Annotated in this window: 23 protein-coding genes and 2 pseudogenes; 9 read left to right on the top strand and 16 right to left on the bottom strand. The window is 71.1% G+C overall.

Features of this window, described 5'->3' with window-relative positions; translation table 11 throughout:
* Nucleotide 1: 1 nt before the first annotated feature.
* From VHW64_RS13485 to VHW64_RS13460, 6 genes are all read right to left on the bottom strand, one after another.
* On the bottom strand, nucleotides 2–565 hold the full coding sequence (locus VHW64_RS13485; RefSeq protein ID WP_329651081.1) for a thioesterase family protein: 564 nt from the start codon (nucleotides 563–565) through the stop codon (nucleotides 2–4).
* Entirely contained in the window at nucleotides 562–1050 is a 489-nt protein-coding gene (locus VHW64_RS13480) for a thioesterase family protein (protein ID WP_329651080.1), read from the bottom strand. Before VHW64_RS13480 ends, VHW64_RS13485 begins: the two co-directional genes overlap by 4 nt.
* Nucleotides 1043–2005, bottom strand: a complete 963-nt coding sequence (locus VHW64_RS13475) for a 3-hydroxyacyl-CoA dehydrogenase NAD-binding domain-containing protein (protein WP_329651079.1) — start codon at nucleotides 2003–2005, stop codon at nucleotides 1043–1045. Before VHW64_RS13475 ends, VHW64_RS13480 begins: the two co-directional genes overlap by 8 nt.
* Entirely contained in the window at nucleotides 2002–2937 is a 936-nt protein-coding gene (locus tag VHW64_RS13470; protein ID WP_329651078.1) for a 3-keto-5-aminohexanoate cleavage protein, read from the bottom strand. The genes VHW64_RS13475 and VHW64_RS13470 overlap by 4 nt, the downstream gene beginning before the upstream one ends.
* A 292-nt stretch (nucleotides 2938–3229) precedes the next feature.
* Entirely contained in the window at nucleotides 3230–4024 is a 795-nt protein-coding gene (locus tag VHW64_RS13465; protein WP_329651077.1) for an IclR family transcriptional regulator, read from the bottom strand.
* A 44-nt stretch (nucleotides 4025–4068) separates the two neighbouring features.
* Nucleotides 4069–5187, bottom strand: coding sequence for a serine hydrolase (locus VHW64_RS13460; RefSeq protein ID WP_329651076.1), 1119 nt, complete (start codon nucleotides 5185–5187; stop codon nucleotides 4069–4071).
* 182 nt (nucleotides 5188–5369) lie between these two features.
* Here VHW64_RS13460 and VHW64_RS13455 point away from each other — a divergent pair, with 182 nt between their 5' ends.
* The 6 genes from VHW64_RS13455 (at nucleotide 5370) to VHW64_RS13430 (ending at nucleotide 13119) form a co-directional block, all read left to right on the top strand.
* Nucleotides 5370–7007 carry an ABC transporter substrate-binding protein gene (locus VHW64_RS13455; RefSeq protein ID WP_329651075.1) on the top strand — a complete coding sequence of 546 codons (1638 nt, stop codon included), beginning with the start codon at nucleotides 5370–5372 and terminating at the stop codon, nucleotides 7005–7007.
* A 15-nt stretch (nucleotides 7008–7022) separates the two neighbouring features.
* Nucleotides 7023–7994 (top strand): ABC transporter permease, encoded by a 972-nt coding sequence (locus tag VHW64_RS13450; protein WP_329651074.1) that lies wholly within the window; start codon nucleotides 7023–7025, stop codon nucleotides 7992–7994.
* Nucleotides 7995–8004: 10 nt separating this feature from the next.
* The gene (locus VHW64_RS13445; protein WP_329651073.1) at nucleotides 8005–8910 is read left to right on the top strand and encodes an ABC transporter permease; all 906 of its coding nucleotides are present in this window, start codon (nucleotides 8005–8007) and stop codon (nucleotides 8908–8910) included.
* Nucleotides 8910–10772: an ABC transporter ATP-binding protein gene (locus VHW64_RS13440; RefSeq protein WP_329651072.1), complete on the top strand. Its 1863-nt coding sequence runs from the start codon at nucleotides 8910–8912 to the stop codon at nucleotides 10770–10772. Before VHW64_RS13445 ends, VHW64_RS13440 begins: the two co-directional genes overlap by 1 nt.
* Complete coding sequence (betC, locus tag VHW64_RS13435; protein WP_329651071.1) at nucleotides 10769–12328, top strand: choline-sulfatase; 1560 nt, start codon at nucleotides 10769–10771, stop codon at nucleotides 12326–12328. Before VHW64_RS13440 ends, betC begins: the two co-directional genes overlap by 4 nt.
* A gap of 329 nt (nucleotides 12329–12657) precedes the next feature.
* Entirely contained in the window at nucleotides 12658–13119 is a 462-nt protein-coding gene (locus VHW64_RS13430; protein WP_329651070.1) for a hypothetical protein, read from the top strand.
* A gap of 10 nt (nucleotides 13120–13129) precedes the next feature.
* Here VHW64_RS13430 and VHW64_RS13425 read toward each other — a convergent pair whose 3' ends face one another.
* Nucleotides 13130–13591: a GNAT family N-acetyltransferase gene (locus VHW64_RS13425; protein ID WP_329651069.1), complete on the bottom strand. Its 462-nt coding sequence runs from the start codon at nucleotides 13589–13591 to the stop codon at nucleotides 13130–13132.
* Between the two features lie 18 nt (nucleotides 13592–13609).
* Entirely contained in the window at nucleotides 13610–15172 is a 1563-nt protein-coding gene (locus VHW64_RS13420) for a gamma-glutamyltransferase (protein WP_329651068.1), read from the bottom strand.
* 155 nt (nucleotides 15173–15327) lie between these two features.
* Here VHW64_RS13420 and VHW64_RS13415 point away from each other — a divergent pair, with 155 nt between their 5' ends.
* A complete protein-coding gene (locus tag VHW64_RS13415) occupies nucleotides 15328–16578 on the top strand; it encodes a hypothetical protein (protein ID WP_329651067.1) in 1251 nt (416 codons plus the stop codon).
* Nucleotides 16579–16619: 41 nt separating this feature from the next.
* Here VHW64_RS13415 and VHW64_RS13410 read toward each other — a convergent pair whose 3' ends face one another.
* The 7 genes from VHW64_RS13410 to mce form a co-directional block, all read right to left on the bottom strand.
* On the bottom strand, nucleotides 16620–17177 hold the full coding sequence (locus tag VHW64_RS13410) for an HD domain-containing protein (protein WP_329651066.1): 558 nt from the start codon (nucleotides 17175–17177) through the stop codon (nucleotides 16620–16622).
* Nucleotides 17178–17259: 82 nt separating this feature from the next.
* Nucleotides 17260–18150, bottom strand: coding sequence for a formylglycine-generating enzyme family protein (locus VHW64_RS13405; protein ID WP_329651065.1), 891 nt, complete (start codon nucleotides 18148–18150; stop codon nucleotides 17260–17262).
* On the bottom strand, nucleotides 18147–19187 hold the full coding sequence (locus VHW64_RS13400) for an AI-2E family transporter (RefSeq protein WP_329651064.1): 1041 nt from the start codon (nucleotides 19185–19187) through the stop codon (nucleotides 18147–18149). Before VHW64_RS13400 ends, VHW64_RS13405 begins: the two co-directional genes overlap by 4 nt.
* A 46-nt stretch (nucleotides 19188–19233) precedes the next feature.
* Entirely contained in the window at nucleotides 19234–20652 is a 1419-nt protein-coding gene (locus VHW64_RS13395; RefSeq protein ID WP_329651063.1) for a hypothetical protein, read from the bottom strand.
* Between the two features lie 186 nt (nucleotides 20653–20838).
* Nucleotides 20839–22176, bottom strand: a complete 1338-nt coding sequence (gene ccrA / locus VHW64_RS13390) for a crotonyl-CoA carboxylase/reductase (protein ID WP_329651062.1) — start codon at nucleotides 22174–22176, stop codon at nucleotides 20839–20841.
* A gap of 139 nt (nucleotides 22177–22315) precedes the next feature.
* Nucleotides 22316–23692 (bottom strand): C1 family peptidase, encoded by a 1377-nt coding sequence (locus VHW64_RS13385; protein WP_329651061.1) that lies wholly within the window; start codon nucleotides 23690–23692, stop codon nucleotides 22316–22318.
* A 27-nt stretch (nucleotides 23693–23719) separates the two neighbouring features.
* Entirely contained in the window at nucleotides 23720–24175 is a 456-nt protein-coding gene (gene mce / locus VHW64_RS13380) for a methylmalonyl-CoA epimerase (RefSeq protein WP_329651060.1), read from the bottom strand.
* Nucleotides 24176–24324: 149 nt separating this feature from the next.
* Between mce and VHW64_RS13375 the strand changes: the two genes are divergently transcribed.
* On the top strand, nucleotides 24325–25512 hold the full coding sequence (locus tag VHW64_RS13375; protein ID WP_329651059.1) for an acetyl-CoA C-acetyltransferase: 1188 nt from the start codon (nucleotides 24325–24327) through the stop codon (nucleotides 25510–25512).
* 79 nt (nucleotides 25513–25591) lie between these two features.
* Nucleotides 25592–25909 (top strand): annotated as a pseudogene (locus VHW64_RS13370) (methylmalonyl Co-A mutase-associated GTPase MeaB); the annotation flags it as partial.
* A gap of 48 nt (nucleotides 25910–25957) precedes the next feature.
* On the opposite strand, the pseudogene VHW64_RS13365 reads toward VHW64_RS13370, so the two are convergent.
* Nucleotides 25958–26038 (bottom strand): annotated as a pseudogene (locus VHW64_RS13365) (hypothetical protein); the annotation flags it as partial.
* Nucleotides 26039–26079 lie beyond the last annotated feature (41 nt).

The following is a 26079-nucleotide window of genomic DNA, read 5'->3' as shown; positions in this document are numbered from 1 at the left end:
GTTACGTGCTGTGCCTGATGGCGATCGGGTGGCCGACCACGTCCGGCTGCGGCAGCGCGGAGTGAGCCTGCCGGATGGCCGAGACGCGTGCGTAGAGCTCCTCGGGCAGGTCCGAGGAGCGACCGGCCTCCATGTCGACGTGCACCAGCAGCTGCTCGGCCATGGCGATCAGGTCGCCGGTCCGGCCGTGCCGCATCTCGTGGTAGAGGTGCAGGCGCCGGTGGTCGTGGTCGAGCAGCTGCAACGTCATCACCAGCGGCTCGCCGAGCGCGACCTCCTGGCGGTGGTGCAGATGGGTCTGCGACGTGTAGAGCGAGTGGCCACCCGCGCGGTAGGCCTCGTCGATGCCGAGGTAGCGGAAGAACACGTCGGCACTGTCGCCGAAGGCGAGCAGGAAGCACGACTCGCTCATGTGGTCGTTGTAGTCCATCCACTCCGGCGGAGCCGTGGTCTCGTGCAGACGCAGGGGCGCCTCGATCACCGCGGAGTCGTCCCACTCGGCGGCGCGACGACCCTCGTTCGGCGTCGTGACGCGCTGGGGACCGGACGCCGACGTCTCACTCATGGCCGCGCTCCGACGCCGAGCCCCAGGTGCTCCGGCCGGGGGAGACCTGCATGCGCGTCGCGCAGCGCGGCCAGCGCCGCCTGGCGGTCGTCGGGCAGGGGAGCCGTGCGCCCGACAGCGGTGTCGACGTGGAGGTACAGGCACTCTCCGGTGGCGGCCAGGACGCCGTCGGCGGACAGCTCGCTGTGCAGGCGCAGCCGTTTGTGGTCGGCCTCGACCACCAGCGTCGAGGCGGTCAGCGTCTGGCCGGCGCTGACCTCCGCGAGGTAGCGCAGGTGCATCTCGACGGTGAACATCGACGCCTGGTGGCTCTCGCGGTACGCCGTGCTCAACCCGAGGTGCTCGAGCAGCAGCTCGTGTGCGAGTGTCAGCACGATCGCGTAGCTGGCGTCGTTGAGGTGTCCGTTGTAGTCGAGCCACTCCGGTCGCACCTGCTCGCGGTACGCCGTGAACGGCGCACCGGCGACGGTCGAGGACTCAGGCATCGCTGTCGTCGTCGTACTTCTCCAGCAGGAGCAGCAGGTCGACCAGGAACGCGTCGCGCTTGCGCTCCAGCTGTGCCACCGTGCGCCCCGCGGCCTCCTCCTCGACCCCCGCGACCACGCGGTCGCGCAGGTCGGTGGTGAGCTCGGGCGCCTCCAGCCGCGTCCACGGCTCGAGCAGGGCGGGCCCGAAGTGGTCGAGCATGTGGCCCATCCCGCCGGGCCCGCCGGCCAGGTGGAACGTCAGCATCGGGCCCATCATCGCCCAGCGCAGACCAGGGCCGTAGGCGATCGAGTCGTCGATCTGCTGCACCGTGGCCTGGCCCGACTCGACCATGTGCAGCGCCTCACGCCACAGCGCCTCCTGGACTCGGTTGCCGACGAAGCCGGGTACCTCGTGGTCCATCTTCAACGACCTCTTGCCGGCCAGGGTGTAGAACTCGTCGGCCCACGCGACGGCGCCCGGATCGGTCTCCAGTCCGCCGCAGACCTCGACCAGCGGGATCAGGTACGGCGGGTTGAACGGGTGCCCGACCAGGAACCGGCCGGGGTTGACGCAGTCGACGGCCATGTCGGTCATCAGCAGCCCCGAGGTGCTCGACGCCACCACCACGGCCGGGCTGGTCGCCTTGTCGATCTGGGCCAGCAGCGACCGCTTGGCATCGAGTACCTCGGGCGAGGACTCCTGCACGAAGTCGGTGTCGGCCAGCGCCTCCTCGAGGGTGTCGGCCCAGCGCAGGCGGTCGCGGCTCGCGCCCTCGGACAGGCCCAGCCGCTCCAGCGACGGCCAGGCGTTGTCCAGCATCGCGGCCAGGCGCTCGCGCGCGCCCGGCCCGGGGTCCCACGCGACGACGTCGTACCCGCGTCGCAGGAAGTGGGCGGCCCAGCCGCCCCCGATGACGCCCGTGCCGACAACGGTGACCGTCCGGACGGCGTCCGGTGCCGGCCGGCCGCTCACCAGCCGACCTGGTCGAGGCCCTTGAGTCCGAGGATCGCCCGCGCCTCGTCGGGCGTCGCGGGCTCGATCGAGAGCTCGGCGAGGATCCGCCTGATCTTGGCGACCTGCTGCGCGTTCGACTCGGCGAGCTCACCGCGCCCGATGAACAGGCCGTCCTCGAGTCCCACCCGGACGTGCGAGCCCATCACGGCCGACGCGGTGATCATCTCGAACTGGTGCCGACCCGCGCCGAGCACGGACCACTCGTAGGCGTCGCCGAGCAGGCGGTCGGCGGTCGACCGCATGTGGGCGAGGTGCTCGACCGTCGCGCCGATGCCGCCCATCACGCCCATGATCGTCTGGAGGAAGATCGGCGGCTCGACCAGGCCGGCCTCGAGGTAGTAGGCCAGCGTGTAGAGGTGGCCGATGTCGTAGGCCTCGTACTCGAAGCGCGAGCCGGTCTGCTTGCGGACGTCGGTGAGCATGTGCTCGATGTCGGCGAAGGTGCTGACGAAGGGCTCGACCCGAGTGCTCTCGAGGTAGGGCTCCTCCCAGTCGTACTTCCACTGCCCGGCGTACTTCGGGATCATCGGGAAGCTGCCGTAGTTGAACGTGCCGAGGTTGAGGGTGCACAGCTCGGGCCGGGTCTCGTAGATGACCCTGAGGCGGTCCTCGACCGACATGCCGGTGCCCCCGCCGCTGGTGATGGACACGACCGCGTCGGTGGAGTCCTTGATGCCCTTGAGGTACTCCAGGAACACCGCGGGGTCGGCGGTCGGACTGCCGTCGTGCGGGTTGCGCGCATGCAGGTGGATGATCGAGGCGCCGGCCGCCACCGCGTCCACGGACTGGCTGACGACGTCCTCCACGGTGTAGGGGAGGTTGGGGGACATGGTCGGCGTGTGAGCGGACCCGGTCACCGCGCAGGTGATGATGACCTTGCGTGCCGGCATGAGCGTCTCCTGGGTCTACGAGTGGGTCTACGAGTGGGTCTAAGAGTGATCTACGAGTGGGTCTAAGAGTCGTGGCGATGGCGGTGCGACGTGCACGATGCGAACGCGCGTCGCATCATCCGAAACGGTTCTCCTCGCGGCCACCCCTTGTCAAGAGCCCACGCGGAGGATGTTGAACGGCCGTTCGACGCCGAAATCCCGCCGAGTCGGCGCAAAGAGACACCGAAATCCCGCCGAGCCGGCGCAAAGAGACGCCGAAATCCCGCCGAGTCGTCATATGCCGACTCGGCGGTCAGCCCTGGAGGGCGGTGCGGACCTCGGCGGCGGCCTCGACCGCGATCGGGCCGAGCTCGGCGAAGCGGGTCACGGGGACCCGGCTCACCGGACCCCAGATGCTGAACACGCCGAGCGGGCGGGCGTCGACGGTGAGGATCGGGGCCGACACCCCGTAGAGCGCGGGCTCCAGCTCGCCGGCGCACTCGGCGTACCCCTGCTCACGGATGCCGTCGAGCTCGGCCATCAGAACGTCCGGGTCGGTCACGGTGGTGTCGGTGTAGCGCGGCAGCGGCAGGTCGAGCAGCCCGCGCGCCTCGTCGGGCGGTAGCCAGGCCAAGAACGCCTTGCCCGTCGAGGTGGCGTGCAGCGGGACCTCGCGAGCCACCCAGTTGATGGCCATCACCGACGGCGGGGCGACCTCGCCGACGTAGGTCACCCCGTGTCGCCCGACCACGGCGAGGTCGGCGGTCTCGCCGGTCTGCTCCGAGACGCGCTCGAGGACGTGACGGGTACGGCGGACCAGGCCGTCGTACCCGGCGGACGCCGACATCCGGATCATCGCCAGCCCGATCCGGTACCGGTTGGTGTTGGGGTCTCGCTCGACCAGGCCGCGAGCCTCGAGCGTCCCCAGGAGCCGCCAGGCCGTGGCTCGGTTGATCTCACAGCGTGCGGCCAGCGTGGTGACGGTCTCGCCGCGGGGCGCGGTCGCGGCGACGACCTCCAGCAGCCGCAGGGCGCGGTCGACCGACTGGACGCGCGCCGGCATGACCGAGTCGGGTCCCGGCTCGGAGTCGTCGGGATCGGTCGTCACGGGCTCATGGTGACACGGCCCCGTCCCGGGGCCTGGCCGAACACCTACGCCGAGGCTGCCGCCGCCTCGGCGATCGCCGGGATCGCGAGGTAGCACAGGTCGCGGCACTGCCGGTCCCACCAGGAGTCGGCGTAGGGCCAGGCCGACGTCTTGACCACCACGATACGACGAGGCCGGTCGACGTAGACGAACTGTCCCCGCATGCCGTCGGCCATCACCCGACCGCCGTCGCCGGTCATCGGCCACCAGTGGTAGCCGAACCCGGCGTGGGTGGTGATCGTGCTCGGCAGCCGACCAGGCTCCAGGAACGGCGCGTGCGGGCGACTGCTCGCCTCGACCCAGGACTCCTCGACGACCCGGACGCCGTCCCAGGTGCCGTCGATCTGGAGCCGGCCGAGCCGAGCCCAGTCGCGGGCGCAGGCGCCCAGGGCCGCCGCTGCCATGGCGATCCCGCCCGCATCGGCGGCCGCGTCGAGGCCCACCACCGCGGGCCTCTCGGCGCCGACCGCCTGCCAGACCTCGGCCAACGCCGTCGGGAAGGTCTGACCGGTGGCCCGCTCGCGGGCCCAGTCCAGGGCGGTGGAGTCGGGGCTGCAATAGGCGTAGCGGGAACCGGGGGCAGCCCCCGGCGGGATCTCGCGCAACGCCTCACGCGAGCCTCCGAGACCCTCGCGCCAGCGCTTGACCCAGGCCGAGGCCCGGCTTTCGGGATCGTGGTAGTCCTCGACCCAGCCGACGCCGGAGGTCATCGTCAGCAGCTGGGCGACCGTCACCTCGGAGTAGCCGCTGCCCAGCAGCTCGGGCACGAGCCGGACCACGGGCATCTGCGCATCGAGCTGGCCGCGCGAGACCGCGATCCCGGTGACCAGCGCCAGCGCGGACTTGGTGGCGGAGTTGCCGAGCAGCCGGTCCGCGGCGGTGACGCCCTCGGCGTACCACTCGTGGACGAGGGTGCCGTCGACGACCACCACCAGGGAGGTGCTCGAGGTGACGTCGAGGAACTCGGGCAGCGCCATCAGCCGGCCGGCCCCGACGATGCGGACGTCGAGGTCGCACTCGGCTCGCGGCCAGGGGCTCGGCGCCGTCGCCGGCACCACAACGTGCTCGAAGCCGTGTTGCGGCTCGCGGAACAGGTCGAGATCTACCATCGTCTTGTTGCTCATCACGCACCTCGTCGGCCGAAATCCCCAGGTCTTTGGTCACAATCTCATCCAGTGCGCTCATTTCTGGATGTGACGCTTGACACGCATGTGAACGGTGCGTTCATCATGTGAACACCCGGAGCGCGGCCGGCCCATGCGGTGTCGGCCATAGGAGCTACCGGCGGGCGAGAGGGCACGCACAGATGACCGGATCAGGCGAGAAGCGCTGGCAGGTGTCCGAGGGAGACGGCAGCCTCTGGCACCCGTCCCGCCGCGGCCTCGTCATGGGAGCCGGGGGCATCGTGGCCGCGGGCTCGCTCGCGGCGTGCGGCAGCGGCAGCGCACCGGCCCCCCCGGGTGGCTCGACGGGCGCGGGGGGCGCACCGAAGAAGGGCGGCGACTTCCGCCTGGGCGTCACCGGTGGTGGCTCCAAGGACATGATGGACGGCCAGAACATCGTCACCAAGCCCGACCAGGCTCGCCTGGTCAGCGCCTTCGAGACGCTGCTGGAGTTCGACGACAACTACCAGCTCCAGTCCACGGGCCTGGCCGAGAGCGTCGAGGCCGACAACCCGAAGCAGTACACGATCAAGCTGCGCAGCGGCATCACGTTCCAAGACGGCAAGCCGCTGACCGCAGACGACGTCATCTACTCGCTCCAGCGGATCGGCACGCAGGCCAACGGCCTGACCGGTTTCGCCGCCACGGCGACGATGGACATCAAGAACGTCAAGAAGGTCGACAACCTCACCGTCCAGCTGCCGCTGCTGACCGCTGACTCCACGGTCCCGCAGACGCTTGCCAGCTACACCTTCGGCATCGTGCCCAAGGGCTACTCGGCCTACAAGGGCGACCCGTCGACCCAGATCGGCACCGGCGCCTACAAGCTGAAGAGCTTCACGCCGGGCCAGCAGAGCGTCAGCGAGCGCTACGCCGGCTACTGGCGCGACGCGTACTTCGACAGCGTCACGATCACCGACTTCAGCGACTCCACGGCCCAGATCAACGCCCTCAAGGGCGGTCAGATCGACGCCATGACCGACCTGCCCGCCAACCAGGTACAGGCCGTGAAGTCGTCGGGCGTCGAGGCCCTGATCTCCCAGACCGGTGGCTGGATCCCGATCTGCATGGCGATCGACATCGCGCCGTTCAACGACCCGAAGGTCCGTCAGGCGATGCGCCTGATCATCGACCGCCAGCAGATCCTCGACCAGATCGGGTCGGGCTACGGCCAGGTCGCCAACGACCTGTACGCGCCGTTCGACGAGGGCTACGACAAGTCGCTGCCGCAGCGCACCCAGGACATCGGGCAGGCGAAGTCCCTGCTCAAGTCGGCGGGCAAGGAAGGCCTCAACGTCGACCTGCACACCACCAACGGCGCATCGGGCATGGTCGAGCTGGCCAGCGTCTTCGCCTCGCAGGCCAAGGCGGCCGGCGTGACCATCAACGTGAAGAACGACCCCAACTACTACGGCGACTCCTACCTCAAGCTGGCGTTCTCGGTGGACTTCTGGGGCACCCGCGGCTATCTCAACCAGGTGCAGCAGGGCTCGCTGCCGAACTCGCCGTACAACGAGACGCACTGGCCGCCCAGCTCCGGCGAGGGATCGAACTTCCAGGACCTCTACAAGCAGGCCCTCGCGGAGACCGACGCCAGCAAGCGCACCGAGATCGAGCAGGAGATGCAGAAGGCCGAGTACGACGTGGGCGGCTACATCATCCCCTACTTCAACTCGCTCATCGACGGGCACTCCTCGAAGGTCGCGGGTCTCAAGCCGAGCAAGGGCACGCTGAACCTGGCGGGCTTCGGGCACGGTTTCCGCACCATCTGGTTCGCCTGAGGAGGGCGACCGCCGATGAGGTTCCTACGCGGCGGTGGCATCGTCGGCTTCATCATTCGGCGCGTGCTGCTCGGGCTCGTGGTGCTGTTGCTCGTGTCCGTGATCGTGTTCGTCTCGACCCAGCTGCTCGGCGACCCTGCCCGAGCGATCCTGGGTCGCGACGCGACGCCTGACCGGCTCGCGGCGCTGCACAAGCAGCTGCACCTGGACAGCTCCAAGGTGGGCCAGTACTTCCACTGGCTCGGTGGCCTCCTGCACGGAGACCTCGGGACGTCGCTCGCGTCGTCGCAGCCCGTCACCTCGGTGCTCGGGGCGCGCCTTGCGAACTCCGCCGTGCTCGTCGTGCTCGCGGCGGTGGTGTCGGTGCCGATCTCGATCGCGATCGGCTCCTACGCCGCCCTGCGCCGGGAGAGGATCTTCGACACCGTCTCCTCCAACCTGATGCTGCTGCTGGCGGCGCTGCCCGAGTTCGTGGTGGCGGTGCTGCTGGTGATCCTGCTCTCGACCAACGTGATCCACTGGCTGCCAGCGACCAGCCCGGTCCCGCCCGGCACCCACGCGTGGAACTACCCCAGCGAGCTGATCATGCCGGTGGGCACGCTGGTGATCGCGGTCGCGCCGTACGTCTCGCGGATCATGCGGGCCTCGATGATCGAGGTGCTCGAGAGCGACTACGTCGAGATGGCGCGGCTCAAGGGCCTGCCCGAGCGCACCGTGCTCATCCGGCACGCGCTGCCCAACGCGATCGGTCCGGTGTTCCAGGTCATCGCCATCAACCTCGCCTACCTCGCGGGTGGCGTGGTCGTCATCGAGTCGGTCTTCAACTATCCCGGGATCGGGCTCGCGCTGGTCGATGCGGTGAACAACCACGACATCCCCGTCGTCCAGGCACTGGCCATGCTGATCGCCGCCGTCTACGTCGTGCTCAACCTGCTCGCCGACGTGGCCACCATCTTGGTGACTCCCCGACTGCGGACACGACTGTGAGGGCGGCATCATGAGTCAGACCGAGTCCGCACCCGCCCTCGCCGAGGGCGTCGACACGCCGACCCCGCCGGTCCGCTCCTCGACGTTGCTGGTGCGCTCGCTGCGCCTGTGGCGGACGCGCATCGGGGCCGTCCTGACCCTGATCCTGGTGCTGATCGCGCTGCTGGGTCCGTTGGTGGCACCCCACGGGGTCACCGAGTTCATCAACAAGCCGTACGCCTCCGGCTCGGTCAGCCACACCGTCTTCGGCACCGACTACCTCGGCTACGACGTGCTGAGCCGCTTCCTGTACGGCGGCCGCAGCATCCTGATCATCGCCGTCGTGTCGACCGCCATCGGCGTGATCCTCGGCGTCGTCATCGGGCTGGTCGCGGCGTACGCCCGCAACGCGCTCGACGACGTGCTGATGCGGTTGATGGACGTGATCATGGCCTTCCCGCAGATCATGCTCGCCCTGGTGGCCGTCAGCCTGGTCGGTGCGAAGAACTGGGTGATCATCTTCGCGATCGCGCTCACCACGGCCCCGCGCGTGGCCCGCGTTGCCCGCGGTGCCGCCCAGCCGGTGGTCGAGCGCGACTTCATCGGGGCGACCGAGGCCATGGGCCTCTCGCGCGTCCGGATCCTGTTCGGCGAGCTCCTGCCCAACATCCTGGGCCCGATGATGGTGGAGGCGACCCTGCGGCTGACCTACTCGATCGCGGTCATCTCGGCGCTGGCCTTCCTGGGTCTGTCCGCCAACCCCGATGCGGCCAACTGGGGAATCATGATCCAGAAGAACCAGGGTGCGCTGGCCTTCGAGCCGTGGGGTGCGTTACTGCCGATCCTGGCCATCGCCCTGCTCACCATGGGCACCGGACTGATCGGTGACGGCATCGCCCGCACCGCGGCCGGCATCGACCGCGAACGGGGTGAGTGATGACCACCGACCAGCTGCCGGCCAGCCCGGCGGAGTCGACGGGAGGTGGCGCCGCGGTCACTGTGCGGGACCTGCGGATCGCCACGACTGCCGGCACCGAGGTCGTCCACGGCGTCTCGTTCGAGATCGCTCCCGGTGAGGTGCTGGGAGTGGTCGGCGAGTCCGGCTCCGGCAAGACGACGGTGGGCCTCTCGCTGCTCGGGCACGCCCGCCGTGGTCTGAAGATCGCCGGCGGCGACATCCTGCTCGGCGACCAGGACATCCGGGCGATGAACGACGCCCAGCTGCGCCGGCTCCGCGGCTCGCTGGTGTCCTACGTCCCGCAGGACCCTGCCTCCTCGCTCAACCCCGCGCTGCGGATCGGCACCCAGCTGCGCGAGGTCCTCGAGGCGCACGGACAGACCAACTCCGGTGCCAACAGCGAGCGGATCGCGGAGATGATGCGCGAAGTCGCGCTGCCCGACGACCCCGCGTACCTCAAGCGCTACCCGCACCAGCTCTCCGGTGGCCAGCAGCAGCGGGTCGGCCTGGCCATGGCCTTCGCCAACCGCCCGCGCCTGATCGTCCTCGACGAGCCGACGACCGGTCTCGACGTGACCACCCAGTCGACGGTCCTGGCGACGGTGCGCGAGCTCGCCCAGATCCACGACGTCGCCGCGCTCTACGTGACCCACGACCTCGCCGTGGTCGCCGCGGTCGCAACCCGCGTCGCGGTGATGTACGCGGGTCGCATCGTCGAGCTCGGCCCCGCCGACAAGCTCTTCGACTCCTCGGGCCACCCCTACACCCGCCGGCTGGTGGGCGCGATCCCGCGCCTGACCGGTGGTCGCAGCCTGGTGGGCATCCCTGGTCACGCCCCGTCCCCGGGCAAGCGGCCTCCGGGCTGCGCCTTCGCCCCCCGCTGTCGGCTGCGGATCGACGAGTGCGACGAGCGCGTCCCGGACATGGTCGACCTCGCGCCCGACCACTCGTCGCGCTGCATCAAGGCGCACGAGGTCATCGACTTCAGCCAGGACGACTACGGCGACCCGGTGGCGCTGCCCGAGCCCGACGTCGAGAACCCCGCGCTCACGATCGAGAACGTCGTGGGCTACTACGGCTCCGTCGAGGTGCTGCACTCCATCAACATGACGCTGGAGCAGGGCGAGATCCTGGCCGTCGTCGGGGAGTCCGGCTCCGGCAAGACGACGACCGCACGGTCGATCGCGGGCCTCCACAACAACTGGACCGGCTCGATCCGGCTCGGCGAGACCGAGCTGGCGAAGTCCGCGCGCGCTCGCAGCACCGACGTACGCCGGCAGATCCAGTACATCTTCCAGAACCCCTACGGGTCCCTGAACCCCCGCAAGACCATCGGCGAGTCCGTGGGCCAGCCCCTGGGCGTCTTCAACATCGCCTCGGGCAAGAAGGCCGAGACGATGGTGGGCGAGATGCTGGAGCAGGTCTCCCTGTCCGCCAGCTACGCCCATCGCTACCCCGACCAGTGCTCCGGCGGTGAGCGGCAGCGGGTCGCGATCGCCCGGGCGCTGATCTCCAAGCCGTCGGTCCTGATCTGCGACGAGATCACCTCCGCGCTCGACGTGAGCGTGCAGGCGGCCATCGTCGAGCTGCTCGGCGAGCTGCAGCGCGAGCTCGGCCTGTCGATGGTGTTCGTGACCCACAACCTGCCGCTGGTGCGCTCGATCGCGCAGAAGGTCGCCGTCCTCGCGGACGGCGCGATCGTGGAGTACGGCGCGACCGCGGGCATCTTGGCGAACCCGCAGCAGGAGTACACCAAGCACCTCATCTCCGACACCCCGTCGCTCGAGACGGCGACGGCCGAGGTGACCGGGGGCGACGGCGACCGGATGCCGACCGAGTGACGGGCTCTGACCGGCCCGACATCCTGATCGTGATCGCGGACCAGCTGACGACGGCCGCCATGCCCTTCCACGGCAACGACGTCACCCAGGCGCCCGCCATGGCCGGGCTGGGGGAGAGCGGCGTCGTCTTCGACAACGCCTACACCGCCAGCCCGCTGTGCACTCCGGCCCGCGCGTCGCTGATGACCGGTCTGCTGCCGTCCAACAGCCACACCTACGACAACGCCGCCGGCTTCTCCTCCGAGCTGCCCACCTTCGCGCATCACCTGCGCAACGCCGGCTACCGCACGGTGCTGTCGGGGAAGATGCACTTCTGCGGCCCCGACCAGCTGCACGGCTTCGAGGAGCGGCTGACCACCGACATCTACCCCGCCGACTACGACTGGACGCCCGACTGGGACACCGAGGAGCGTCCGCACTGGTACCACGACATGTCGTCGGTGACCGATGCCGGCGTCACGGTGCGGACCAACCAGCTGGACTTCGACGACGAGGTCGCCTACGCCGCCGAGCGCGGTCTGTTCGAGCACATCCGCTCCGGCGACGACCGGCCGTTCTGCTTCGTGGTGTCCTTCACCCATCCGCACGACCCCTACGCGACTCCGCAGGAGTACTGGGACCGCTACGACGACGCCGACATCCCGATGCCGGTGCACGGCTACGACGCGGCCATCACCCACCCCCACGACGAGCGGCTCCGGGCGGTGTGCGCGATGGACGACGTCGAGGTGACCGACCAGATGGTCCGCGACGCCCGCCACGCCTACCTCGGTGGGGTCTCCTACGTCGACGACCACCTCCAGCGGCTCCTGGAGATCCTGCGCGTGACCGGGCGCCTGGACAACACCGTCGTGGTCCTGACCAGCGACCACGGCGACATGCAGGGCGAGCGCGGCCTCTGGTACAAGATGTCGTTCTACGAGGGGTCGGCACGCGTGCCGCTGGTGGTGTCCGCGCCAGGCCGCTTCGCGGCGTCCCATGTGACCTCGCCGGTGTCGACCATGGACCTCCTGCCGACGCTGGTGGGCATCGCCGGCGGGGACGACGTGGCGGTGGGCGAGGACCTCGACGGCGAGAGCCTGATGCCGCTGCTGCGAGGCGACCACGACGCCCGCGAGGTGGTCGTGGGCCAGTACCTCGCCGAGGGCGCGGTCGCACCGATCGTGATGTACCGCCGCGGGAGCTGGAAGCTCATCCACTCGCCGGTCGACCCCGACCAGCTCTTCGACCTGGCGACCGACCCGCTCGAGCGCGACAACCGGGCGGACGACCCGGAGGCGGCCGGGATCCTCGCGTCGCTGCGGGCCGCGGTGGCCGACCGCTTCGACCTCGACCGCATCGACGCCGAGGTGCGCGAGAGCCAGCGCCGGCGTCGCGTCGTAGCCCACGCGCACACGGTCGGCAGACCGCCCGAGTGGGACTTCTCCCCGCCGTACGACGCGGCTCACCGCTACATCCGCAACCACACCGACCTCGGCGACCTCGAGGCCATGGCTCGCTACCCGTCGGTGCGTGACCGAGACCCGGACCGGGACGCTCCGCCCAGCGGGCAGTAGCCGGAGCACACCAGCCGGACATAGCCCATCCGACCGCTGTCGTCGACGTCGTAGTACGCCTGCTGCTCCACCGCAAGGAGGACGCCCTGGCGTCGTACTCGCAGGCGGTACCCGACGTGCTCGCGACTGCCGACGCGCCCGGTGACGACGTCGTCGAGGTCCAGTGGCGTCCCGGCGTCAGGGCCCCGAAGTCGAGTGGCGCTTCGAGCAGCGCGACGAGGCGGTCGCGCTGCCGGCAGGCCGCACATCGGGTGACCACCCCCTCTTTCACCTAGTGGCGTCGCGCAACTTTTCAGTGATTTCGTGCGCGCGGCACTAGGTTGGACACGATGAGTGACTCTGATGACTACTGCGAGCTGTGCGAGCTGCCGAGATCGCAATGCGTGCACGGCAGGCCTGTTCTCGAACCCGTGAAGGCGGCGAAGGCGGTGAAGGCCCCGCCGAGGCCGAGGAAGCCCCCTGCTACTCGAGTCCGGGCGGTCGCCGGCACCCCCAAGGCGGTGGACCTGCGGTGGACGCCGCCGGAGGTGTTCAAGCCCTGGATCCTCTCCCTCCTGGAGGAGGCCGGCGGTGAGCTGGAGGCCGACCAGATGTTCGAGCAGCTGGAGGCCGTGGCCGGGGAGAGCCTGAAGCCCTCGGACAACGAGACGACTCCCGAGGGCGAGCCGCGCTGGCGCTATGCGGCCAGGCGTGCCCGGATGGCTCTCATCGACGACGGGCTGATGACCAAGACCCGGCCCGGGGTCTGGCAGCTCGCCCCGGTCGCCGGAGCCTCCGGGCTGGCGGAGTAGCGGGGTCCCGCTACGCCGGACCGGTCAGTGACTTCTCGTAGAAGACCCGGGCGAAGCCGTGGTCGTCGGCCCGGCGCGTCTCGACGTAGCCGATCCGTTCGTACAGCCGTTGGTTCTCGACCATGGCCGCGTTGGTGTAGAGGCTGATCCTCTCGAAGCCCGCCTCCCTGGCCTGCTCCTCGGCCAGCGCCAGCAGGGCCCGCCCGGCTCCGACCCCCTGGTGCGTGGGGTGGACGGCGACGCCGTCGAGCACCATCGTGTCGCGCTCCGGGGCCAGGACCAGGAAGCCGACGACATCGCCGTCCGCCTCGACGACCCAGGACTGCGTGGCGGAGACGACGGCGTCGTAGTCGGCGTCCATCGGCGCCGGACGCTGCCCGCCCATGCGCTCGAGGTACGGCGCGTACGCCGCGCCCGCGATGCGCATGAGCCGGGGCGCGTCGGACGCCGTGGCCCGGCGAAGACTCAGCACGGGAGGCATCGTCTCAGGTCACGCGCCCGACACGCCGGTCGCAGCCTCCCGCCGGGTGTCGCCGGCCGCGACCAGGTCACCGTCCGGAGCCTCGAGGGCGGCGCCGACCCCGCCGAAGTACATGTGGGGCTCGGGGTACTCCTGACCCGGGACTCCCGACCTGGCCACCGCCGCGGCGATCTCGTGGTCGCGCTCGTACTCGACGACGAACCCGTCCTCGCGCAGGCGCAGGTGCAGGCGCGGAGCCGCGATCGCGTGCCGGAGGTCTCGGTCGTGCAGGCAGCCCTGGCCGAGCACGAGCATCAACGCGGTCGTGATCCGATCCGCGCCGGGCGAGCCGATGGCCAGCGGTCTGGGCCGGCCGGCCGTCCCCCCGGCCACGCGCCCGGTGGTCGGCGCCATGTTCGAGGCCAGCCGGGTCCCCGGCCGGAGCGCGTGCAGACCCAGCGGGTTGAGCTCCAGCTCGCCGAGGGCGTTGTTCAGCAGGATCCCGGTGCCCGGGATGCAGACGCCCGCGCCGTACCCGCTGCTCATCGTCACCGCGCAGGCATTGCCCTCGGAGTCGACCGCCGAGACGTGGGCGGTGGACGACGACCGGTGCAGCCCTTGCAGGCCCTGGTCGCCGACTCTGGCCAGCAGGTCCAGCCCGTCGGCCTCCAGGTCGGGCGAGAGGTCGTGCACCTCGGCGCGGTAGCCCAGGACCCGGCGCTGGATCTCGATCGCGTCGTCCCACGTCCAGTCCACACGCCGGGCCAGCTCACCGAGCATGGTGGCGAGCATCGGTCCGCCCAGGGACGGCGGCGGGTTGGTGGCGATCTCCCAGTCGCCGACGGCGAGCCGGTACGCCGGTCGCACGACCGGCTCGTAGGCGGCCAGGTCGTCGCTGGAGACCAGGCCGCCGTGCTCGCCCATCACGCTCACCAGGGCTCGACCCACGTCGCCGTCGCGGAAGAGCCCGGGCCCCTCGGCAGCGAGCCGGTCCAAGGTGTGGGCGAGCGCCTCGTTGGTGCATCGCTGGCCGGCCCGGACCGTCGAGCCCGCCGTGCCTGTCGAGCCTGTCGAGCCCAGAGCGGTGGCCCGCGCCTCGGGGTCGTCGGCGAAGAGGGCCTCGGCGACGTGACCGAGGTAGCGCGCCGCAGCGGCGCCCATCGGGTAGTCCGTCGCGGCCTGCGCCGCGGGTACGACCAGGCGGGCCCAGGGCAGTGCGGCGTACCGCTCGGCCGCGACGGCGAAGGCGGGCACGATGCCGGGCGTGGCCACCGAGCCTGGACCGACCAGCATCCTCACGCCGCCGCCGTACTCGGTCACCACCTCGCGGATGCCCGCTCCCAGCCGCTCGGAGCTGCCACCACGCCCGGGCATCTCGACGTTGCCGTCCACGACCACCGGGTCGCCCCCGGCAGGCCAGACCGAGACGTAGGCGCCACCGGCGAGGCTGACGACACCGGGCTCGGTGGCCATCGCCACGAAGGCCGCGGCAAGGGCCGCGTCGACGGCGTTCCCACCGTCGTCGGCGACGGCGAGGCCTGCCTCCAGGGACTGCTGGCCGGTGGCAGCGACAGCGACCCGATGACTCCGCACCCGACCATCTTCGCCCCTGGTGACCGCAGGTGCCGAGCGGGCCCGGTCGCCGGGACACCGGCGGCCCGCTGCCCGGCCCGCTGCCGGCCCGGCAACTTCGAGTGCCGAGCGGGGGTCTCACGAGGACAGGACGGCCACACGGATCGGGGAGTGCCTTGTCCACCAAGAACGGCCGAATCGCCGGCGCCGAGACCGCGGTGCCGCGTCACCGTCGGCCCGCGACCTATCTCGCCGTCGCCGGCGCGGTGGTCCTCGGGGGGGCGGTCACCACGACGGCGCTGGCCTGCCACCATGCGAGCCCCGGCCCGGCCGGCCCACCGCAGGCATCGGCGCACGCCGTTGGCCTGACCGGCGACGTCGACGGCGACGGATCGACGGACCGGGTCTCGCTGGGCCGGCACGACCGCCTGGTCGTCGCCCTCGGCTCGGGACGCACGGTGACCCAGCTCCTCCAGGACGGGCCACGCCTGGAGGGTCTGGTCGACGTCGATGGCCACGGCGAGGCGATCGCGACCTCGTCGGGACCCCACCATCGCGACTGGGAGGTCTGGCGTCTGCACGGCTCGGGCCTGGTCCGGCTCTCCGGGGCCGGGGGCGCCTCGCTCAGCGTCGAGCGCGGGGAGTCCACGGTCTGGACGACCGCCCACACGCTGTTCACCGGCATCCTCGACCCGCTCCAGCAAGGGGAGACCCGGGTGGGGATCCTGGCGCGGCGTTGGTCCCTGCGGCAGCACCGCCTCACCTCCCGCCCGGCGGGGGTCTGGTGCTGGGACCGAGAGTCGGCGTCGACCCCGACCGTCTGTGCTCCCGGTCGGAGCTGGGCCTACGACGCCGGACCACACGGCGACCTCCCGGCGCTTCAGCCCGCGGTCCCCGCGCGCAGGTCGGCCACGACGTCACGCCTGCGGCTCGGATCGGACGTGTGGCAGCTGCGCCAGACGCCGCAGGTGCGGCTCGGGACACACCGCTTCGTCCTCCTGGCTCGACACGCGGGACGAACGCTGCGCATCCGGGTCCCGCTGAACTTCCCTCCCGTGCTGGACGACTCGGCCGTCGACCTGGGTCACGGGCGGCACGGCGTCCTGGTCAGCCAGGAGGGCGGGGACCAGGACAGCTGGCACGTGTACACGCGGGCAGGTGACCGGATCGTCCGGCTGGCGACCAGCGGCCGGGTCGATCTAGGCGGCGGCTTCCTGCGCGACGGGAACTCCACCTACCTGTCGTGGCTGACGTTCGCCGGCCGCCTCTACACGCGCGTCGGCGCCAAGGGCCCGGGCCACTACCGCGTGTACGCCTGGCGACCGAGCGATGCGGGCCCTGGTGGCTCCAGGACCCTGCACGCCGTCGCGCTCGGCACGGTGTGCATCGACGACCTGCTGGGCACCTACGGGACCTGCTCCTCCTGAGCGGGCGTCCTAGGGGAGCCGGATGGCTCACCGCCACGGGGTCAGAACGGGCGTCTGCGGCTCTCGTCGAGCACGCGGCGGACCATCGGCTCGAAGAACGACAGCGGCTCCGAGTCGTAGTCGGGGTCGAAGGAGTTCTGGTCGTAGTTCGCGCAGAAGTCGACGGTGGCCTGGTAGTGCTCGTGGTCGCGCCAGCGGTCGCGGGCGTTGCGGTCCATCCCCACGTGGTGGAAGTAGTAGTAGCCCTGGAACACCCCGTGGTGCTTCACGATCCAGTGGTTCTTGTCGCTGACGTAGGGGCGGAGCATCGCGGCCGCCACCTCCGAGTGGTTGGCCGGCGCGAGGTAGTCGCCGATGTCGTGCAGCAGCGTGCACACGACCGTCTCCTCGTCCTCGCCGGCGCGGTGGGCTCGGGTGGCCGCTTGCAGGGAGTGGTCGAGCCGCGAGATCTGGTATCCGGCGGAGTCGTCCATGGTCAACAGCCAGCCCAGCACCCGGTCGGGGAACTCTTGGAGCTCCTCGGCCTCGACCCGGTCCAGCAGTGCGTAGTCCTCGGCGGTGCCGTCGGCCATCCGGGTGAACGAGACGACCTGGGTCATGGCGTGCTCCTCGACGCTGACGGGCGGGTACGACGACGAGCACCATCATGACCGATCGGATGCCGCGGCGGGTGTCCCGGCCTCACCCGGACCCGCTCGCCCTCGCCGGAGCGTCGGCGGCGACGCGGAAGCCGACGTTGCCGGCGGTGCTGTCGGGGGTGTTGGCGTTGCGGGAGTCCACGCGGTAGCGCCAGCAGTAGCTGTCATGGCACAGGTAGCTGCCGCCGCGGAGCACCCGCGTCGTGCCGGACGACGGTCCCGGTGGCGAGGCGAGCGGCGAGCGGGCGTAGTAGTCCGCGGCGTACCAGTCGGAGCACCACTCCCAGACGTTGCCGGTGGTCTCGTGCAGGCCGAAGCCGTTGGCGGCGTAGCTGCCGACCGGGCAGGTGCCGACCCACCCGTCGGCGCCGGAGTCGTGTCGGGGGAAGTCGCCCTGGAAGACGTTCATCCGGTGCTCACCGTCGGGCTCGCGCTCGTCACCCCAGGGGTAGTGGTGTCCGCCGGCGGGGCCGCGGGCGGCGTGCTCCCACTCCGCCTCGGTCGGCAGGCGCACTCCCGCCCAGTCTGCGTACGCCACGGCGTCGTCCCAGCTCACGTGGACGACGGGGTGGGACGTCCGCCCGGCCACCGTGGACCCCGGACCCTCGGGGTGACGCCAGGTCGCGCCGGCCACCTCGCGCCACCACGGGGCGGAGGCGACGGCGCGGGTCGGCGGGAAGCCACCGGGCAGCAGACCCGCGAACACGAACGACGTGCCGAGCTGCTCGGCGGTGCTGTGATGCCCGACCGCGTCGACGAACGCGGCGAACTCGGCGTTGGTCACCGTCGTCCGGCCGATCAGGTACGGCGACAGCTCGACCGGGTGTGGTGGCCCCTCGCCGTCGGCGGGATAGCCGCGCGGGTCGTCGGTGCCCATCGTGAAGCGCCCGCCCGGGACGTCGACCAGGGTGGGCCCGGTCACCGGCTCGATCACCGGGCATCCTGTCTGGGGAGGAACACCTGTCTGACCAGCAGCAGGATCGAGGCAGCGGTCGGGATGGCGAGCAGTGCGCCCACGACGCCGAGCAGGGTGCCGCCGATGAGCGCGGCGATGACGGTCAGCGCACCCGGGATCTCGACCGAGCGCGACATCACCTTGGGGTAGATGACGTAGTTCTCCAGCTGCTGGTAGGCGATGTAGAAGATCACCGCCACCACCCCGGTCCTGACGTCGGTGGCGAAGCAGATCGCGCAGACGATCACCGCTCCGATCGTCGCGCCGATCATCGGGATCACGTCGAGCAGCGCGACGACCATCGCCAGCGCGACCGCGTAGCTGCCCAAGCCGACGATGAACAGGAAGACCAGCGTGCTCAGCCCGGCGCAGAGCGCGACCACGAAGGCACCCGAGACGTAGCCGCCGATGGTGCCCAGGATCCGGTCACCGAGCGCCGAGACCCGCTCACGCCGGGTCGCCGGCGCGAGGGAGTACGCCGCCTGCTTCATCGTCGGCAGGGAGGCCAGGAAGTACAGGGTCAGGACCACCACCACGAAGACGTTGAGGAGCGCCCCGAGGATCGCCAGGCCCACCCCGACGACGCCGCCGAAGAGCTTCTGCGCCCAGGTGCCCTGCCTGACGTAGTCCTCGACCTTGGTGGTGATGTCGTACTTGTCGTCGAACCGCTTGACGTCGTCGTTCCTCTGGAGCTCGTCGAACCAGTGCGGCAGGTGGTCGCCGATGGCCGTCACCTGATGGCTGATGATCGGGACCAGCAGCACCAAGAACCCGGCGATGACCAGCAGCACGCCGAGGATGACGCACAGCACCGCCCAGGGCCGGCGCAGGCCGCGCCGGATGAGCAGCTCGACCGCCGGGTTGAGACCCACGGCGAGGAACATCGCCACGACGATCAGCACCAGCACGCCGCGGATCGAGACCACCATCAGCGCGATCCACAGCGCGACCAGCGCGCCCAGCCCGCCGTACAGCCCCCACTGGAAGGGCGAGCGTGCCTCGCTGGTGTCGCTCATGGCCCGATTATGGGGGTCGGCCGGGAGCGTCGCGGCTCAGGGCCGCTCAGGACTCCTCGTCCTCACCGAAGCCGGCCATCATCTCGCGCAAGGACCCGAGCTGGGCCGAGATCGCCTCGCGGCGCTTGGTCATGCGACCGACCTCGGCCTTGAGGGCGGCGAGGTTGCGCTCGTGCTCGGCGTTGCCCGCGGCCAGGATCGCGTCGGCCTGGGTGCGCGCGGAGTGCACGACCTGCTCCGCCTCGCGGCGAGCCCGAGCCAGCAGCGCCTCGGCCTCGGACTGCGCCTGCTGCCGGTGGGTGGCCGCCTGGCCGGTCGCCTCGCGCGCACGGGTCTCGGCGGCCTCGGCGCGCGCCTCGGCGTCCTCCACGAGGCGCCTGGTCTCGGCCGTCGCGCTGGCGTGGTGGTCGGTCGCCTCCTTGGCCAGGCGCTCCTTCTCCACCGCCAGCGTGCGACGGGCCTCTTGCACCTCGCGGTCGGCGGCGGCCCGCTGCTGCTCGGCCTCGCGGGTGGCGCCGACCTTCAGCTCCTTGCTCTCCTGGGCGGCGGCGAGCCGGAGCTGGTCGCTCTCACGGGTGGCGGCAGCGCGGTGGTCGTCGGCCTCGGCCAGCGCCAGCGCCCGCTCCTGCTCGGCGTCGGCGGTGACGCGAGCGCGCATCTCGTCGAGCTCCTCGAGCTGGACGATGCGCATGTCGTCGGCCTCGCGGGTGGCCTCGGCTCGGATGCTCGTCGCGTCCCGGGTCGCCTGCTCCCGGATGTCGTCGGCGTCGTGCCCGGCCGCCTCCCGGATCGAGGCGGCCTCCTCCTCGGCCAGGCGCAGCATCGCGCTGGCCCGGCCGCCGAGCCCGGCGTACGAGGGGTTCGCGTTCTCGGCGAGCTCGTCGCGGGCGGCGCGCAGCTGGACCTCCAGCTCGGAGGCGCGCTGCTCGGAGCGGGTGAGCTCGGAGGCGAGGCCCGACCTGTCGGTCGACAGCTGCCGCAGGTGGGCATCGACCGTCGCCTTGTCGTAGCCACCGCGTCGTACCGTCGCGAAGGCCGCTGCGGGGGTGGCGGAGGTTACCGACGCCGGGGGCAGGACCCGGCTCGGAGCAGCCGGGCCGCCGGCGGGCGGCGTGGATGTCGCCGGCCGCGGAGCGTCTGTGGGGGCGGCCGCGGCCGTCGCGGGCTGGGCGGTCTCCACGGGCTCGGCGGCAGGCTGCGCCATCTGCGCAGGCGCCGTCTGCGCGGCCTGCGTGGTCCGTGCCGGTTCCACGGTCGGCACGGGCCGGGTGGGCTCGGGGTCCGTCGCGACCGCGGGGGCCGGGGCCTTGGCCTGCGTCGAGGGCCGCTTCGGCGGCGCCGGCTTCCGGGGGGCCGGCTTGGCGGGAGCCACCTCCATCACCTGGGTCGGCTCCTCGTCATGGCCTCGGGGCCGGTCGGGGCCCTCCTCCGGCTCGTCGAAGATGGACAGGCCCTGGTCGCTCATGGTGTGGACGTCCTCCCGGATCTCGATGTGGGTCCAGTCTGGCCGATGGCTCGTTGAGTTGGCGCTCCCGGTGCGTTGTGTTGGCCCTACCGGCGCACCACGACCCTACGACCACGTGCACGAAACCGCCGAACAGTGCACCGCGAGGGCCAACTCAACGCACCGCGAGGGCCAACTCAACGAGCCTCAGGCGCCGCGGAAGGCGTTGATCTGGGGGAGGTGGCGCGCGCGCAGCTCCTCGTCGCGCACGCCGAGTCCCTCCTCGGGGGCCAGGCAGAGGACGCCGACCTTGCCCTGGTGGAGGTTGTGGTGGACGTCGTACGCCGCCTGGCCGACCTCCTCGAGGGGGTAGGTGCGCGACAGGGTCGGGTGGATCATCGCCTTGGCGATGAGCCGGTTGGCCTCCCACGACTCGCGGTAGTTGGCGAAGTGCGAGCCGATGATCCGCTTGAGGTTCATCCACAGATACCGGTTGTCGTACTCGTGGAGATAGCCCGTGGTCGACGCGCAGGTGACGATCGTCCCGCCCTTGCGAGCGGCGTACACGCTGGCGCCGAAGGTCTCCCGGCCCGGGTGCTCGAAGACGATGTCGACGTCCTCACCCCCGGTGAGCGCGCGGATGTCGGAGCCGAGGCGCCGCCATTCCTTCGGGTCGGCGGTCTTCTCGTCCTTCCAGAAGCGGTAGTCGCGCTCGGAGCGGTTGATGATGAGCTCGGCGCCCATCCGGCGGCAGATCTCGGCCTTCTCGGAGCTGGAGACCACGCACACGGGCACGGCGCCGCCGTTCAGCGCGTACTGCGTGGCGAAGCCGCCCAGGCCGCCGCTGGCGCCCCAGATCAGGACGTTGTCGCCCTGCTTCATGCCGGCGCCGTTGCGGCTGACCAGCTGGCGGTAGGCGGTGCTGTTCACCAGCCCCGGGGAGGCCGCCTCCTCCCAGGTCAGGTGCGCCGGCTTGGGCATCAGCTGGTTGGACTTGACCAGCGCGATCTCGGCGAGACCGCCGAAGTTGGTCTCGAAGCCCCAGATCCGCTGCTCGGGATCCATCATCGTGTCGTTGTGACCGTCGGGGCCCTCGAGCTCCACCGAGAGGCAGTGGGCGACGACCTCGTCGCCGGGCTTCCAGGCATGGACGCCCAGCCCGGTCTTCAGCACCACGCCGGACAGGTCGGAGCCGACCACGTGGTAGGGCAGGTCGTGACGCTTGGCCAGCGGGCTGAGCCGGCCGTACCTCTCCAGGAAGGAGAACGTCGAGACGGGCTCGAAGATCGAGGTCCACACCGTGTTGTAGTTGATGGCGCTGGCCATCACCGCGACCAAGGCCTCGCCCGGGCCGAGCTCGGGCAGCGCCACCTCCTCGATGTGCAGCGACCGGCGGGGGTCCTTGTCCTTGGCGTCCAGGCCGGCGAACATCTCGACCTCGTCGTGGCGCACGAGGGCGGCGCGGTAGGACTCCGGGACCGGCAGCGCGGTGAAGTCCTCCGCGCTCGCGGTGCCGGTCGAGATGGCTTCGAGGATCTGCTGCACGATCGTCTCCTGCGTCGGGGGCGAGTGCTCGGAACCCTAGTGGCGCGCCCCGACCCTGTGCGGAGGGTGAGACCCAGGTCTCACGCCGGTCTCACCCGGCTCGCCGGGCGCGTCGGGGTCCGCCGCAGGGGGCCCGTGGTCAGCCGGTCGCCAGAGCCCCCATCGGGTCCCAGGCGGGCAGCACGATCGGCTCCTGGTCGAGCGCCGTCCGCAGCTCCTCGGGCAGGGCGCCGCGGGGGACGGCGATCTCGAAGACGTACTCGTCGAACCACGAGTCGTCCATGGTCCAGAAGCCCTTGTCTGCCTTCTCGGTACCCCAGGAGTTCTCCACCCGCCAGCGGGTCGGGACCTGGGTGTCACCGGGACCCTCGACGAGGTTGACCCCGGTCAGCAGCATGGCGTGGGTCATCGCGGTGCCGTGGTGGTGGAGCCGCTCGGCCTTGTCCAGCGCGGGACCGGCGCCGCCGGCGCCGTAGAGCTCGTCGTAGTCGAAGAGCGAGGCGTGCCACATGCCGAGGTCGCCGTCGAGCATCTGGTCGACGTCGCACCCGAACCACACCGGCTCCGCCGGCCGGTCGGCCGAGCCCGCGAGCGCCTCGGCCGCGAGCCGCTTGATCACCGGCATCTCGACGTTGAGGTAGACGACCTGCGGTGCGCCCACGACGTTGCCGAGGTGCTCGACGGTGAACGTGCGACCGAACGGGCTGCTGGGTCGCGGGTCGTGGACGATGCACACGTAGTCGTCGATCGGCAGGGTGACGTAGCGCTCGGCGAACTCACGCGGGGTCAGCTCGCCGTCGCGGTGGAAGCGCTTCTCGGAGTCGCGCCACTGCCAGACGAACGACGTGGGCGGAGTGCCGAGGTGCAGCGAGAGCATGCGGTGGACGGCGGCGAGCACGGTCTCCTTGGTCTCGGCGAGGTCCTCGGCCGAGGCGCCGTCCGCGTGCTGTCGACGCAGCTCACCGGCGGCGCGCCGTAGCAGCGAGGAGAGGTCGCGGTTGAGCTTGCCCGTCTTCGACGAGGAGTGGGTCTCGGGCATGACCTCCTTGGGCACGAGCCCGTGCTTGGCGACCAGGGCGAGGAACATGTTCCACTGCCCGCCGTCCTCGGCCGGGTCGGTCATCAGGTGGGCGACGGTGCGGTCGTCGACGTCGAGGTCGGCCGTGCCGATGATCGACTCGAGCCAGTGGTTGGCCTTCTCCAGCTTGTCCCAGAACTGGAGGTGGCTCTGGGAGAACTCGAACTCCTTGACTCCCAGGCGGCTCGCGGTGCCGACGCGCAGGAGGTTCAGCCCGGCGAACATCCAGCACCGCCCCGACTGCTTCTGGTCGGTGGCCTCCCAGTCGTCGAGGAGGTGGCTCATCGACCGCGGCACCGACAGGGCGCGCGCGTGGTCGAGGACCACCTTGTCGACGTCGGTGCCCGTCAGGGCGTTCTGGAGCATTCGCGCGTTGGGGTCGGCCTCGACCCTCTTCGCGAAGCTCTCGAGCTGGTCGGGCGTGAGCGCACTGGTCATGGCCCGACGCTACCCCTGACACCTCGCTCACGCGGGCGGTGCCACCTCCACCAGCTCGACGAGCACGCCGCCGGCGTCCTGGGGGTGGACGAAGTTGACCAGCGAGCCGGCGGTGCCGCGGCGCGGCTCGTCGTAGACCAGGCGCAGACCGCGCTCGCGCAGGACCGCGGAGACCGTCTCGAGGTCGCTGACCCGGTAGGCGAGCTGCTGGAGCCCGGGCCCACTGCGGTCGAGGAACCGCGCGATCGTGGAGGTCGCGTCGACCGGCGCCAGGAGCTGGAGCATCGTGCCGTCCCCGCCCGGGGGACCGACCCGGACCATCGCCTCCCGGACGCCCTGCTCCTCGTTGGTCTCCTCGTGCACGGTCTCCAGGCCGAACGTGTCGCGGTAGAACGCGATGGCCTCGTCCAGGTCGGGCACGGCGATGCCGACATGGTCGACCGCGACCAGGAGGTGCTCCGGGACGCCGATGCCTGAGGTCATGCGCCCATCGTCGTACGCCGGGCGCGCGGCCACGAGCGCGGACCGTGTGAGGTTTTCCTCAGCGGCCCTGGGCCACGACCGCTCGCGGGGGGGTGTCGTGGGTCGGTATCGTCGAGAGCGTTCGTCCGTCTGCTGGTGGGAGGCACGCAATGTCTGGAAACGTCATCGTCGCCGGGGCACGCACCCCGATCGGCCGCCTGCTCGGCGGTCTGACGTCGATGTCCGCCGCGGAGCTCGGGGGCGTCGCCATCCAGGGTGCCCTGGAGAAGGCCGGCGTCTCCGCCGACCAGGTCGACTACCTCATCATGGGCCAGGTGATCCTGGCCGGCGCCGGCCAGAACCCCGCGCGCACCGCGGGCATCCACGCGGGCCTTCCATTGTCGTTGCCGTCGATCACGATCAACAAGGTCTGCCTGTCGGGCCTGAACGCGATCGCCACCGCCGACCAGCTGATCCGCGCCGGCGAGGCCGAGATCATCGTGGCCGGTGGCATGGAGTCGATGACCAACGCGCCCCACCTGCTCCCGAAGTCCCGCGAGGGCTTCAAGTACGGCGACGTCACCCTGGTCGACTCGATGGCCCACGACGCCCTGTGGGACCAGGCCACCTCGCAGGCCATGGGCGCGCTGACCGAGGACTACAACAAGGCACACACCAACCTCACCCGGCAGGAGCAGGACGCGTTCGCCGCGGCGTCGCACCAGAAGGCGGCCGAGGCCTGGAAGAACGGCGTCTTCGACGACGAGGTCGTCCCGGTCAGCATCGCGCAGCGCAAGGGCGACCCGGTCGTCGTCGCCAAGGACGAGGGAGTGCGCGGCGACACCACGGTCGAGTCGCTGTCCGCGCTGCGCCCGGCGTTCAGCAAGGACGGCACCATCACGGCGGGCTCCGCGTCGCAGATCTCCGACGGCGCTGCCGCGGTCGTGGTCATGAGCAAGGCCAAGGCCGAGGAGCTCGGTCTGGGGTGGCTGGCGGAGATCGGGGCGCACGGCATGGTCGCCGGACCCGACTCGTCGTTGCAGCTGCAGCCGGCCAACGCCACCAAGAAGGCCTGCGCGAAGGACGGCATCAGCCCCGCCGACCTCGACCTCGTCGAGTTCAACGAGGCCTTCGCCGCCGTCGGCATCGACTCCACCCGCGCCCTCGGTCTGGACGAGTCGAAGGTCAACGTCAACGGCGGCGCGATCGCGCTGGGCCACCCGGTCGGGATGTCGGGCACCCGCATCGTGCTGCACCTCGCGCTGGAGCTGAAGCGTCGCGGTGGCGGCGTCGGCTGTGCCGCGCTGTGCGGCGGGGGTGGCCAGGGCGACGCCCTGATCGTCCGCGTGCCGGCCTGAGGTGGGGAGTCGTCCCCGGGCCTCACGCGGCGATGTCGGCGAGCTGGTCGCGCGCGCGCGGGGGGGTGAACCCCGGGCGGTGGCCCGGCTGATCACCCTGGTCGAGGACGAGTCGCCGCTGCTGCGCGAGGTGACCGCGGCACTGGCGGGCCACGTCGGCCGGGCGCGGGTCGTCGGCATCACCGGGGCCCCGGGAGTGGGCAAGTCGACGTCGACGTCGGCCCTGGTCAGCGAGCTGCGCAAGGCCGGCCGGCGCGTCGGTGTGCTGGCGGTCGACCCGTCGTCGCCGTTCTCGGGCGGGGCGCTGCTCGGTGATCGGGTCCGGATGCAGGAGCACGCGACCGATGACGGCGTTTTCATTCGCTCGATGGCCTCGCGCGGGCACCTTGGCGGCCTGGATGCCGTCGCCCATTCCCGGCGCCAGCCGGACCAGGGTCGTGTCGGCGAGCCCGGCGATCTCGACCTCGCTCTGCCCGACCCCGACGGTCTCGATCACGATGTCGTCGCAGCCCGCGGCGTCCAGCACCCGGATGGCCTGGGGCGTGCTCCAGGCGAGGCCGCCCAGAT

The organism is Nocardioides sp. (assembly GCF_036267815.1).
Taxonomy (GTDB): Bacteria; Actinomycetota; Actinomycetes; order Propionibacteriales; family Nocardioidaceae; genus Nocardioides.
The sequence above is the reverse complement of the archived record's forward strand: the minus strand, read 5'-3'. Positions and strand labels throughout refer to the sequence as shown.